The organism is Bradyrhizobium sp. dw_78, assembly GCF_018449525.1.
Classification (GTDB): Bacteria; Pseudomonadota; Alphaproteobacteria; order Rhizobiales; family Xanthobacteraceae; genus Bradyrhizobium.
Window position 1 is genome coordinate 308,755 of the sequence record NZ_JAAVUS010000005.1, and the last position, 12,749, is coordinate 321,503.

The window sequence follows — 12,749 nt, forward strand, 5'->3', positions numbered from 1 at the left end:
ACCCAAATGGCTATCAGATATTCAGCAGCTTCCGGGCGTTGGCTTTCAGCACCTTTGGCCTGATTTCGTCGCGGATGTCGAGCTTAGCGAAATCGGCGAGCCAGCGATCGGGCGTGATCACCGGCCAGTCCGAGCCGAACAGCATCTTGTCCTGCAAAATGCTGTTGATGTAGCGCACCAGAATCGGCGGGAAATATTTCGGCGACCAGCCGGAGAGATCGATATGGACATTCGGCTTGTGGGTCGCGACCGACAGCGCCTCTTCCTGCCAGGGAAAGGAAGGATGCGCAAGGATGATCTTCAGATCGGGGAAATCCGCGGCGACGTCGTCGATATACATCGGATTGGAATATTTCAGCCGCATGCCCATGCCGCCGGGCATGCCGCTTCCGACACCGGTCTGGCCGGTGTGGAACAGCGCAATCGCGCCGCCGTCGTTGATCGCCTCGTAGAGCGGATAGGCCATGCGGTCGTTGGGATAGAAGCCCTGCATGGTCGGATGAAACTTGAAGCCGCGGACGCCGAATTCCTCGATCAATTTGCGCGCCTCGCGCACCCCGAGCTTGCCTTTGTGCGGATCGATGCTGGCGAACGGGATCAGCACATCGGAATTGTCAGCGGCCATCTCCAGCATCTCGTAATTGTTGTAGCGCCGGAAGCCGGTCTCGCGCTCGGCATCGACCGGGAAGATCACCGCCGCGATGTTCTTGGCGCGATAATAGGCGGCGGTTTCCGGCACCGTCGGCGGATGCTTGTTGGGCGATTTGAAATATTCGGCCATCTGCGCCTGGAAGTCGTCATAGCCGTCGTCGGCATGCATGCCGCAAGGTTCTTCGGCGTGGGTGTGGATGTCGATCGCCACGACCTTTTCGATATCCGGCAGCTTCAATCTGGCCATTTCCGTCTCCCCGGGGCTGCTTCAGCCGGCAGCATTGAAATTGATTATATCATATAATCAATTTGACAAGGCGGGGGCAAATCCCGGAAGCCGGACAATGGACCCGGCCAGGCCCCGCGCAAAACGCCCGGTTTGGATTGACATTTGGCCTGCCGATGGCTTAGAAACCGGCCGTCCCGGGCGGTCTGGCCGCTGGCGGGTACAATCCCATTTCGCCACTACCGGGTTCCTTGTCAGTTTCGGCCTCGCAAACGGCCTTTCAAAGCATCAGGATTGTCTCATGAAAGTCCGTAACTCGCTGAAATCGCTGCGTAGCCGCCATCGCAACAACCGTCTGGTCCGCCGCAAGGGCCGGGTCTACGTGATCAACAAGGTCCAGCGCCGTTTCAAGGCGCGGCAGGGCTGAGCCAAGTCCCAATCAGCCGGGTCTTAATCAGACAAGCCCTAAGTCAGGCCTGAGGCGAGGCTGATCCAACCCCTCGTCCGGCGCAAAATCCTTCGTTTTCACATCTTGCTGCTTTGCAAGCCGGGTCGGGCGCGTCTAAACTTTATTGATGGCACCCAGATTCCCTGGCCGGTTTCCTGGCTGGCGCAACCGCCGATCCGCAATTCTGCTCGCCGCGATCCTTGGCGTGATCCTTGGGTCGGCACCGGTTGCCGCGTTCGCGCAGGATCCGGGGGGCAATCCGCCAAGGCAGCAGAAAAAATTGCCGGAAGCCCCGAGCAAGCTGCCGAAGGTCGGCGCTGACCGTACCCGCGGACTCGATTTCCTGTTCGGCGCGCTCAAGGCGGCGCCGGACGAGGAGAGCGCCAAATATGTCGAAGCCCGGATCTGGGCGCTATGGATGCAAACCCCGAGCGATACCGCGGCGCTTTTGATGACGCGCGCCAAGCTCGCGATGGACGCGCAGAAGATGGATGTCGCGCTCAAGCTGCTCGATGCCGTCATCAAGCTGCGGCCCGACTATGTCGAAGCCTGGAACAGGCGGGCGACGATCTATTACCTGCAAAACGACTACAACCGCTCGCTTGCCGACATTGAGCAGGTGTTGATCCGTGAGCCGCGTCATTTCGGGGCGTTGGCCGGGCTCGGCATGATCATGCAGGATCTCGGCGACGACAAACGCGCGCTCGATGCGTTCCGCAAGGCGCTCGCAGTCAATCCCTACCTCGACAAGGTGCCGGATCTGGTCAAGAGCTTGAGTGAGAAGGTCGAGGGCCGCGACATCTGACCGGGACTCCGGCGATCACGCTTCGAGCGAAGTGGACTCCGGCTCGCTCAGGAAAACGCATCTAAACAGAAGGATGCAGCGCCGATTCTCATCAGAACTGAAGGTTCGCTAATGCAGGAGGCCGCTGCCGCGATCGAACGGGCGGCCATGCGTCACCACTGCGTAAAGCTGCGCCAGCTCCGCCTCGAGCTGTTCATTGACCAGAAGCAGGGCTTTCAACGCACCGCGGATATCGCCGTTGCAGCTAGCCACGATCTCGTCGATGGCGGTCTCACTCGGTATGGAAGTCATCGAACCCTCCAATGATGCCGTATACCAATGCCGGCACCCGATCCGCGTTCCCGTGTGTTGTGTGGACAAGCCGCAACAAGGATGTCCCAGGCCGCCTTTCCATCACGTGGTAAATGTGCCGATGGCCGTTATATGAAGTTGCCGGTGACGGCTGTGTGAAGCCGCCCAGCGCACAGGTTTCCACAGGGTGAGGAAAGCGGTGATAACTCTGCTGTTGGTGCTTGTCGCCCCGATTTCGATATCGGCAACGAAGTATTTGCTGGGGGATCGCTCGGCCAATTGGCAGGCGGCGGACCGCTCCAGCGCCGGTCTTTTGCCGGCGCCCGCTGACCACCCCGCCGCGCTGGTCAGGGTTTTCGCCGCGCGGACGGTGCGATGGCGCGGGATTTTTGCGGTCCACACCTGGGTCGTGGTCAAAGAGGCGAATGCGCCGCGCTACACCCGCTATGATTATACGGCCTGGGGCGAGCCCATCCGCGTCAACGGGTTTGCCGCCGACGGCCGCTGGTTCGGCGACATCCCGGAAATGATCGCGGCTGCGGACGGGAAGGCGGCCGAAGGCATGATTCCGAAAATCCGCGCTGCGGTCGAAGGCTACCAGTGGCGGACTTACGGCGATTATCGCGCCTGGCCGGGGCCGAATTCCAACACCTTTGTCGCGGCGATGCTGGCGGCGGTGCCGGAGTTGCAGGCGGCACTGCCGCCGACCGCGATCGGCAAGGATTTTCCGTATGACGGCGACGTGTTCGGCCTGACGCCATCGCGAACCGGCATTCGCGTCACGCTTGGCGGTTACTTCGGTTTAACCATCGGATGGGTTGAAGGGGTCGAGGTTAATCTGCTCGGCGCGGTATTCGGCTTCGATCTGCGCCGGCCGGCGCTCAAATTTCCGGGCGTGGGGCGCATCGGTTTTGGTTATTGACCGATTACCGCCGCCGCCGCCGTGCCACACATAAAATTGATCGTGTTGTCCGGCGGCGGCCACATGACGCGGTATGACGAGCACGCTCGATCGCGTCGCGCGCGAAATTAAAGCTATAGCGCACGACGTCGCGAACGATCAGTCGTGTTGAGGATATTTGTTTCCATATGTGTCTGCCGTCGATCGGGCAACGCGGGGCAACATGGCGGCAAGCCAACAAAGAGATTTCATTAACGGGACCGGTGCATCGTCGCGGCGTCAGTCAAGAATTGCATCACGATGTTCGACACCATCATTCTGCTTGCGGGCGATGCCGAACGATCCGTGTTGCCGCACGCATTGCTCGGCCATAATCCATATCTCAGGGTAATCCCGGTCCGGACGTCCTTTGACCTGACCGCGCTGAATTCCGAACTGCTTCGGCGCTCGCGGTTGATTGCATTCGTCACGCCGGAGATCGTTCCGGTCAGCATCCTCAACCGGCTCGGCTACGGCGCCTTCAATTTTCATCCGGGTCCGCCGGCCTATCCCGGATGGGCGCCTGCTCATTTCGCGCTCTACAATCGGGAGACCGAGTTTGGTGCGACGGTCCATGTCATGGTCGAGCAAGTCGATGCCGGTCCGATCGTCGACGTCGCGCTGTTTCCCGTTCCGGCCAAGATCTCCGTGCTCGGCCTGGAGGGACTCGCTTACGCGCATCTGGCGCAGTTGTTCTGGCGCATGGCGAGATCGTTCGCGACGGATGACGCGCCGCCGCCGGTGCTTCCGATCAAATGGGGGCGCAAGAAATATTCACGTCGCCTCTATCGGGATATCTGCGATATTCCTCTCGACATCGAGAGGGGCGAACTCGAGCGTCGCCTCGAGGTGTTCGGCGGCAACCATTTCGGGATCACGCCGACAATAAACCTGCACGGCGTCGAATTTCGCGCGGTGCTGCCGGTCCGCAAAGCCGGCGCGGCTCCCGTCGCCGGATAACTGGCGCCCGCATCTGAAGAAACTCCTGCGTGATTGGGCCGTTGCGGCGGCGCGGCCGTTCCGCATGGCGTGAGACCTACCCAAAGCGGTCCAGACGTGCTTGATTTGCCATAACAAATCAATGACAGCGGATGGGCGTTGCGCCTCGCTTGCGTCAGGAGAAAACGACATGACCATCATGATGCCTGCCCCGGATCAGGCGGTGCTGGGACGCCGCGCGGAGATCGTGGCGGCGCTGCGCGCGATCGTGCCGGGCGAGGGCGTCATCGACAAGCCGGCCGAAATGCTGCCTTACGAGTCCGACGGGCTGACGGCCTATCGCCAGCCGCCGATGGTCGTGGTGCTGCCGGACACCACCGAGCAGGTCTCGAAAGTCCTGAAATATTGCTTCGAGCAGGGCGTCAAAGTGGTGCCGCGCGGTTCCGGCACCTCGCTGTCCGGTGGCTCGCTGCCGCTCGCCGACGGCGTGCTGCTGGGACTTGGCAAATTCAAGCGCATCCGCGAGATCGATTTCGACAACCGCGTGGTCGTGACCGAGCCCGGTGTGACCAATCTCGCCATCAGCCAGGCGGTGGCGCATGCCGGTTTCTACTACGCGCCCGATCCGTCGTCGCAGATCGCCTGCTCGATCGGCGGCAATATCGCGGAGAATTCCGGCGGCGTGCATTGTCTGAAATACGGCATGACCACCAACAATGTGCTGGGTTGCGAGATCGTGCTGATCACCGGCGAGGTCGTCAGGATCGGCGGCAAATCGCCGGAAACCAGTGGCTACGATCTGATGGGAATCATCACGGGATCGGAAGGCCTGCTCGGCGTCGTCACCGAGGTCACGGTGCGGATCCTGCAAAAGCCGGAGACGGCGCGGGCGCTGATGGTCGGCTTCGCGCAGGTCGAGGCCGCTGGCGAGTGCGTCGCCAGGATCATCGGCGCCGGCATCATTCCGGGCGGGATGGAGATGATGGACAAGCCCGCGATCCACGCTGCCGAGGCTTTCGTCCATGCCGGTTATCCGCTCGACGTCGAGGCGCTCTTGATCATCGAGCTCGATGGTCCTTCCGTCGAAGTCGATGAGCTGATCAAGCGGGTCGAGGCGATCGCGCTCGGCTGCGGCTCGACCACCTGCCAGATTTCCAATTCGGAAGCCGAGCGCAATCTGTTCTGGGCCGGCCGCAAGGCGGCGTTTCCGGCGGTGGGACGGATCTCGCCGGATTATCTGTGCATGGACGGCACCATCCCGCGCGGCGCGCTGCCGCGGGCGCTGGCAAGGATCCGCGAGCTTTCGGAAAAATACGGCCTCGGCGTCGCCAATGTGTTCCACGCCGGCGACGGAAATCTGCACCCGCTGATCCTGTACGACGCCAATAAGCCCGGCGAGATGGACAAGGCCGAGGCGTTCGGCGCCGATATCCTGCGCTGCTGCGTCGAACTCGGCGGCGTGCTCACCGGTGAGCACGGCGTTGGCGTCGAGAAGCGCGACCTGATGCCGGAAATGTTCAGCGAGATCGACCTCAACCAGCAACAGCGGCTGAAATGCGCGTTCGACGCGCAGGGCCTGCTCAATCCCGGCAAGGTGTTCCCGGTCCTGCATCGCTGCGCCGAGCTTGGCCGCGTGCATGTGCATGGCGGCCAGCTCGCCTTTCCCGACATTCCGCGGTTTTGAGCAGGCGCACGTGGACACCTTGAAAGTACGTGACGCTGCCGATGTCGAGCAGGTGGTCCGGGCGGCTCTGGCCAACGAGCAGCCGCTGGAAATCATCGGCCACGGTTCCAGGCGGACCATCGGCCAAACGATGGCGACCAACGCGCTGCTCGATCTGTCGACGCTGAACGCGGTGACGGATTATGAGCCGAATGAGCTGATCATCACGCTCCAGGCCGGCGCGCCGCTCGCCGACGTGCTGTCCTTGATCGATGCCAAGAACCAGCAATTCGCGTTCGAGCCGATGAATACCGCGCCGCTGCTCGGTCTGCCCGATACCGGCACCGTCGGCGGCATGATCGGCGCAGGACTGGCCGGACCGCGCCGCATCAAGGCCGGTGGTGCGCGCGATCATCTTCTCGGCGCGCAGGCGGTGTCGGGCTTCGGCGACAGCTTCAAGGCCGGCGGCAAGGTCGTGAAGAACGTCACCGGTTACGACCTCTGCAAACTCCTGGCGGGCTCATGGGGCACGCTCGCGGTCATGACCGAAGTGACGTTGAAGGTGATGCCGAAGCCGGAGAGCGAATCCACGCTGGTGCTGCGCGGGCTCGATGACGTCACCGCCAATCGCGCGATGACGGCGGCGCTGGGCTCGCCGTTCGACGTATCGGGGGCGGCACATGTGCCGAATTCGGCGTTTCGCAGCGGCGATCGCAATGGATTGGGCGGTCTGGGTTTGTCCGGGCAGGCGGCCACCTTGCTGCGGCTGGAAGGTTTCGCGGCCTCGGTCGCGCACCGCGCGGGGACGCTCGGCCATCTCTTGGCGCCGTTCGGGACCGCGGAGCGGATTGACGATGCGGCCTCGGAAGCGATCTGGGCTGCGGTCCGCGATGTCGGTCCGTTCGCGGCCGACGGCGCGCTCGGCGCCTGGCCGGTGTGGCGCATCGTGTGTCCGCCGGCGTCGGGCGGGGCGCTGGGTGCGGGGCTGGCGCGCGAGACCGGCGGCGACGTGATCTACGACTGGGGCGGCGGGCTGATCTGGACGGCGTTGCCGCCGACGCCCGACGCCCAGGCCGCTTTGATACGCGAGCGCGTCAACGCCGCCGGCGGCCACGCGACCTTGCTGCGCGCTTCCGAAGATGTCCGCCGCAATGTCGATGTGTTTCATCCGCAGCCGGGCGGCCTTGCCGCGCTCGGCGAGCGCGTCCGCCACAGCTTCGATCCGAAACGCATCCTCAATCGCGGCCGTCTGATCCGGGGATCCGCTGCATGAAAACCGAATTCAGCCTGGCGCAGCTCGCCGATCCCGATATCGCGGAAGCCGACAAGATCCTGCGCGCCTGCGTGCATTGCGGCTTCTGCACCGCGACCTGCCCGACCTATGTGCTGCTCGGCGACGAACTCGACAGCCCGCGCGGCCGGATCTACCTGATCAAGGAGATGCTGGAAAAGGACCGCCCGCCGACCCAGGAGGTGGTCAAACATATCGACCGCTGCCTGTCCTGCCTCGCCTGCATGACCACTTGTCCGTCGGGGGTGAACTACATGCACCTTGTTGACCAGGCGAGGGTGAAAATCGAAAAGGAATATCGAAGACCGCTGCCGGAACGGGCCTTGCGCGCGATTCTGGCGCTGGTCCTGCCGCGGCCCGGCCTGTTTCGCTGGAGCATGATGCTGGCGCGGCTTGGCCGGCCGCTGGCGGCCTTGCTGCCCGCGCCCAAGGTGGCCACGGCCTCACCGACCATGTGGCGGCGGATCCGGGCGATGCTGGCGCTGGCGCCCCGCAGTTTGCCGGCGCGCGGGGCCGCGGGCGGAAGCGTCTTTCCAGCCCTGGGCGAAAGGCGCGGACGCGTCGCGCTGCTGCAAGGCTGTGCGCAGCAGGTGCTGGCGCCGCGCATCAACCTGGCCGCCGTCAATCTGCTGACGCGTCACGGGGTCGAGGTCGTGCTGGTGAAGGACGAGCAATGCTGCGGCGCCCTGACCCACCATCTCGGACAGGATGGCGACGCCCTCGGCCGGGCCCGCGCCAACATCACCGCCTGGCTTGCCGAGGCCGAACAAGGCGGCCTCGACGCCATTCTGGTGACGGCGTCGGGCTGCGGCACCGTCATCAAGGACTATGGTTTCATGCTGCGCGAGGACCGCGAATTCGCCGGCCCGGCCGCGAAGATTTCAGCGTTGGCCAGGGACATCACGGAATATGCCGATGGTCTCGATCTGCGGCCCAAACCGCAGCAACAGGGCGATCTTATCGTCGCCTATCACTCGGCCTGTTCTTTGCAGCACGGACAGAAAATCACGCAGGCTCCGAAAGAATTGCTTTCCAAGAACGGATTCGTGGTGAAAGATATACCAGAGGGTCATTTGTGTTGCGGTTCGGCGGGGACTTACAACATTCTCCAGCCTGATATTGCGAACAGGTTGCGCGATCGGAAGATCGCCAACATCGCGATGGTCAAGCCGGATGTGATCGCGGCGGGCAATATCGGATGCATGGTGCAGATTGCCGGTGGCACGTCAGTCCCTGTCGTGCATACAGTTGAGCTTCTCGATTGGGCGACGGGCGGTCCACGGCCAGGATTGAACTCATCGATTGGCCCCGCGTAAAAGCGGATCATTTAAAGCGCCCGATGGACAGTGATCGTAGACATTGATCGGCGGCAACAGGAGGGTCACTATGGCTAAAGGAAAAAAGAACAAGAAGGGCAAGAAGGACAAAAAAAATAAGAAAAAACTTCTGATGGCGAAGAAAACTTCCGCCAAGAAGACTTCTAAGAAAACAACTAAGAAATCGGCGAAAAAGAAATCGGCAAAGAAGTCTGCCAAGAAATCGGCAAAAAAGGCCGGAAAAGCCGCCAAAAAGTCGGCGAAGAAATCCGCCAAGAAGTCCAAGGCGGCCGCGCCGAAGAAATCTGCCAAAAAATCTGCTAAGAAATCGGTGAAGAAGGCCGTCGCCAAGAAGAGCCCGGCGAAAAAGAAATCGGCTCCGGTCGCCGCAAAATCTGCGGCGCCCAAACCCGCGGTGGCGGCTCCGGAGCCTGCTCCGGTGTCGCATAGCTGGGCGGGGCCGAGCTCTGCCGAGTCAACGCCCGCGGTGCCCAGTCCGGCGCCGTCATGGGGACATTCGGGCAGCCTGTCTTCCGGCGAAGAGGATGTGAACTAGCCGATGTGAGTTGGGGCGTGGCCGCAGCGTTTGCCGCTGCGGCCTTTTTCGTATCCCGGAATTTCCTTCCTTCGCGCCTTGAGAGGTTTGTGCCCGAGTTTAAGGGAAAGTGCCGAGGAAGTCGCGGCGGGTCGGGGCCTGCCCGGACGGCTGATTCGCCTCACCCGCGAAAACCGATCCGGAAAGCAGCCTGGCTGGGGATAAAAGCTGCCGCGTGTGTTGTCGCTGCCCGTCATCCCGGACTTGAACCGCCCAAAATTGTTGTGAGAATGCAACACCCTCCAACAACATGACAGGAAAAAGCTGGAACGCCTAAAAAGTCGGCAGATGCTTGCTGTTTTTGCTTCCCGCAGTGGTTGCTGCCGTCCAAATTGGAACAGGTAAAAGCAATTTAGGTTGCGGCCGGTTATCGCTTGTCCGTTGGGGGCCTCGAAGCCGGTCTGATCTTTAGAAAGTGATGGGGATCGTCATGAGGAAAGTAGTTTTGTTGGCTGCGGCGCTAGCAATGGTATCGGGTTCGGCCTTCGCAGCGGATTTGCCGCTGAAGGCTGTCAAGGCCCCGCCACCGGCGCCGTTTGACCCCTGGGATGTCGCGTTCGGCAGCGCCATCATGAACGACTACGTTTTCCGCGGCGTCACGCAGTCGAACCATCAGCCCTCCGTCGCAGCCTATTTTGAGCCGCGCTACAACATCAACAAGGACCTGCAGCTCTATATCGGTACCTCGTACGAGAGCATCTCGTTCGCCAACCGGGCCTCGGCGGAAGTCGATGTCTACGGCGGTATCCGTCCGACCTTCGGCGCAGCCGCGTTCGACTTCGGTGTCTGGGGCTACCTGTATCCAGGCGGCCGTTGCGCCGACAACGTCATTTCTCCGTCCGGCGTTGCCGGCGGCGGCGTCTGCTCGGTCGACTCGCAAACAATTTTCCTTGGCGACGGCAACGTGATGAAGAAGGACGTGAGCTTCTTCGAAGGCTACGCCAAGTTCAACTACACGTTTAATGACAACTTCCAAGCCGGCCTGACCGAATATTACTCGCCGAATTTTCTTAACAGCGGTGCTTGGGGCAACTATTCCTCGATCACCGCCAAGTACACCGCGCCGGCCACGGTCTTCGGCGACAGCGGCGTTGGCTTGTATGTGTCCGGCGAGTTCGGACGGCAGTGGCTCGGAACCTCTGATTCCTTCTACAGCGTCCCGGAATTCCCGGCCGGCATCAAATATGCCGACTATAACACCTGGAATATCGGCGTCGGCTTCACCTACAAGGTGTTCACGCTCGATCTGCGTTACTCCGACAGCGACCTGTCGAAGGCCAATTGCAACGCCTTCACCAGCACCTTCGCCGGCGAGGGAACGACCAGCGTTTCCTCGATCAATCCGAGCGGAGTCGGATCGAACTGGTGCGGCGCGGCGGGCATCGTCAAGCTGTCGGCTGACCTGACCGCGATGACCAACCTGAAGTAAGTTTTCTTTAGCTCAGAATAAAAAGGGGGCGGCAGGGCGATCTGCCGCCCCCTTTTGTTTGTGGGGCGATTTGTTTTGAGGATGCTTTGTTCGTGGCTTGCGATGTCGCCGGCGCGCGTTCTCCCCTGCGCCCGTGCAAGGCAGGGCTTCGCCAATTGAGCGCGCCCCCGTGATGGTATTTCGAGCGGCAGCCAGCTGCCCGCACGGATCAGCAGGGCAGATTCCGGTTCCGCTTGAAGAAACGCATCAAAACAAAAGGACAGGTCCCGGTTCTGATGAAATCAGAACCGGGAAGACGCTACGGCGACACGGCGTCCGTTTCCTGATTTTGCAGCGTAAACATCTCGCCGTCGCGGGCCAGCACCACGTTGCGCTGATGGAAGGCCGCGAGCGTCGATCGATGACCAATCGAGATGATGGCGGTCGCAGGCAATTCCTGCTCGATCAGGCGGTAGAGCGCGGCCTCTGCGGGCTCGTCGAGCGAAGCTGTCGCCTCGTCGAGGAACAGATATTGGGGCGCGATCAGAAGCGCGCGGGCGAGCCCGAGCCGCTGCTGTTCACCCAGCGAGAGCATCCGATTCCAGTGCGCTTCCTCGTCCAGCCGCGGCACCAGCCGGGGCAGGCCCACTGCGTTAAGAACTTCCCTGATCCGGTCCGGGCTATAGGCGTCCGCTTCCGCGGGATAGGCGATCGCCGCTTGCAGGGGGCCGATCGGGAAATAGGGCAGTTGCGGCAGCATCATCAGGGTTGCGTTGGCTGGAATGGCAATCGAGCCGTGGCCGAAAGGCCAAATTCCGGCGATGGCGCGGAACAAGGTCGACTTGCCTGCCCCGGATGGGCCCGTGACCAGCGTGCGTTCATGGGCGCGAAGATTGAAGCTGGTTGCCGAGACCAGCGGCGTTCCGTTCGGCAATTGCACCAGAAGTTTTTCCAGATCGATCTCGTCGCCGGCCGATGCGACGACGGCGATCGAATCCGGACTGGCGGCCAGATCGGTGGCGCTGGCGATCGACATCTCGAAGCCATCGAGCCGCGCGATGACGGATCGCCATTCCGCCAGCGACCGGTAGATCGAGACGAAAAACGACAACGAGTTTTGAACGCTGCCGAACGCGGATGCCGTTTGCAGCAGGCCGCCGAGCTGGACCTTGTTGGCGAAATAGGCCGGCGCCCCCAGGATGAACGGGAAGATCACCGCGGCCTGGGAATAGCTCGAGGTAAAGGCCGTCAGCCGCTTGGTCCGGCTCATGATGGCGTACCAGTTCTCGACCACGCGGCCGAAGCGTTCCGAAAGCCGCAGCCGTTCGGCGCTTTCGCCCTTCAACAGGGCGATCTGTTCGGAATTTTCGCGCACGCGCATCAGGTTGAAGCGAAAATCGGCTTCATAGCGCTGCTGCTCAAAGGACAGGTTGACCAGCGGCGAACCGATCCATTGCGTCAGCGCGGTGCCAAAGACGGCATAGATCAATGCGCCCCAGACCAGATAGCCAGGGACGAGAAATTCGGCGCCGAACAGCGTCAGCGGAGATTCGGCGGAAAGACCCCAGAGGATGACGACAAAGGACGCCAGCGACACGAGGGAGCTGAGCAGGCCGACGCCGATACCGAGCGTCTGGTCGACGAACAGCCTGATATCGTCGGCGATGCGCTGATCCGGGTTGTCGGCGGCATCACCCTGTAGCTGCATGCGATAGTGGTTGGCCTTGTGCATCCATTCGCCGAGATAGCGGCTGGTCATCCAGCGCCGCCAGCGGATCTGAAGCCACTGGTTGAGGTAAAGCTGGTAGATCGAAAGCGCGACATTGAGTCCCGCGAGAGCGGTGAAGACGCCGAGCTCCCAGACGAACCCGTCCCAATCCCTTGCCTGCAGATCATTGTAGAAGCGGCCGCGCCACTGGTTCAGCAGAACGTCGATCGCAACCAGAGAGAGTTCGATTGCAATCACTGACGCCAGCAGCGCGCCGCCGGCTAATTTGTCTTCGGAACGGAAGTAGGGAAAGGCGATCCGCCATACGGCGGCGAGCGTCGAGCGAATATTGTTCACGGATGACCGTCTCCACGGGGAATGGCTTCAAGATCTCGAAAATTGAGATGGGGATTCTTGCACTAAAGTCGTAGACTTTAAGGTCCGGGTTAGCTTGTCGCCCCCGCCACG

Annotated in this window: 12 protein-coding genes; 9 read left to right on the plus strand and 3 right to left on the minus strand. The window is 61.8% G+C overall.

Annotated features, from left to right (window positions below; genetic code table 11):
- Positions 1 to 13: 13 nt before the first annotated feature.
- Positions 14 to 898: an amidohydrolase family protein gene (locus HB630_RS15795; protein WP_213773177.1), complete on the minus strand. Its 885-nt coding sequence runs from the start codon at positions 896 to 898 to the stop codon at positions 14 to 16.
- 280 nt (positions 899 to 1,178) lie between these two features.
- Between HB630_RS15795 and ykgO the strand changes: the two genes are divergently transcribed.
- Positions 1,179 to 1,304 carry a type B 50S ribosomal protein L36 gene (gene ykgO / locus HB630_RS15800; protein ID WP_011665501.1) on the plus strand — a complete coding sequence of 42 codons (126 nt, stop codon included), beginning with the start codon at positions 1,179 to 1,181 and terminating at the stop codon, positions 1,302 to 1,304.
- Between the two features lie 148 nt (positions 1,305 to 1,452).
- Entirely contained in the window at positions 1,453 to 2,130 is a 678-nt protein-coding gene (locus HB630_RS15805; protein WP_213773178.1) for a tetratricopeptide repeat protein, read from the plus strand.
- Between the two features lie 108 nt (positions 2,131 to 2,238).
- Here the strand turns inward: HB630_RS15805 and HB630_RS15810 are convergent, their stop codons facing one another.
- The gene (locus tag HB630_RS15810; RefSeq protein WP_213773179.1) at positions 2,239 to 2,421 is read right to left on the minus strand and encodes a hypothetical protein; all 183 of its coding nucleotides are present in this window, start codon (positions 2,419 to 2,421) and stop codon (positions 2,239 to 2,241) included.
- Between the two features lie 199 nt (positions 2,422 to 2,620).
- Here HB630_RS15810 and HB630_RS15815 point away from each other — a divergent pair, with 199 nt between their 5' ends.
- From HB630_RS15815 to HB630_RS15845, 7 genes are all read left to right on the plus strand, one after another.
- A complete protein-coding gene (locus HB630_RS15815) occupies positions 2,621 to 3,343 on the plus strand; it encodes a DUF3750 domain-containing protein (RefSeq protein WP_213773180.1) in 723 nt (240 codons plus the stop codon).
- A gap of 279 nt (positions 3,344 to 3,622) precedes the next feature.
- Positions 3,623 to 4,321, plus strand: a complete 699-nt coding sequence (locus tag HB630_RS15820) for a formyltransferase family protein (protein WP_213773181.1) — start codon at positions 3,623 to 3,625, stop codon at positions 4,319 to 4,321.
- Positions 4,322 to 4,490: 169 nt separating this feature from the next.
- Complete coding sequence (locus HB630_RS15825; RefSeq protein WP_213773182.1) at positions 4,491 to 5,984, plus strand: FAD-linked oxidase C-terminal domain-containing protein; 1,494 nt, start codon at positions 4,491 to 4,493, stop codon at positions 5,982 to 5,984.
- Positions 5,985 to 5,994: 10 nt separating this feature from the next.
- The gene (locus HB630_RS15830; protein ID WP_213773183.1) at positions 5,995 to 7,236 is read left to right on the plus strand and encodes an FAD-binding protein; all 1,242 of its coding nucleotides are present in this window, start codon (positions 5,995 to 5,997) and stop codon (positions 7,234 to 7,236) included.
- Positions 7,233 to 8,570, plus strand: a complete 1,338-nt coding sequence (gene glcF / locus HB630_RS15835; protein WP_213773184.1) for a glycolate oxidase subunit GlcF — start codon at positions 7,233 to 7,235, stop codon at positions 8,568 to 8,570. Before HB630_RS15830 ends, glcF begins: the two co-directional genes overlap by 4 nt.
- A gap of 70 nt (positions 8,571 to 8,640) precedes the next feature.
- Positions 8,641 to 9,126 (plus strand): hypothetical protein, encoded by a 486-nt coding sequence (locus HB630_RS15840; RefSeq protein ID WP_213773185.1) that lies wholly within the window; start codon positions 8,641 to 8,643, stop codon positions 9,124 to 9,126.
- A 469-nt stretch (positions 9,127 to 9,595) separates the two neighbouring features.
- Positions 9,596 to 10,594: a TorF family putative porin gene (locus HB630_RS15845; RefSeq protein ID WP_213773186.1), complete on the plus strand. Its 999-nt coding sequence runs from the start codon at positions 9,596 to 9,598 to the stop codon at positions 10,592 to 10,594.
- 298 nt (positions 10,595 to 10,892) lie between these two features.
- Here HB630_RS15845 and HB630_RS15850 read toward each other — a convergent pair whose 3' ends face one another.
- Positions 10,893 to 12,638 (minus strand): SbmA/BacA-like family transporter, encoded by a 1,746-nt coding sequence (locus HB630_RS15850; RefSeq protein WP_213773187.1) that lies wholly within the window; start codon positions 12,636 to 12,638, stop codon positions 10,893 to 10,895.
- Positions 12,639 to 12,749 lie beyond the last annotated feature (111 nt).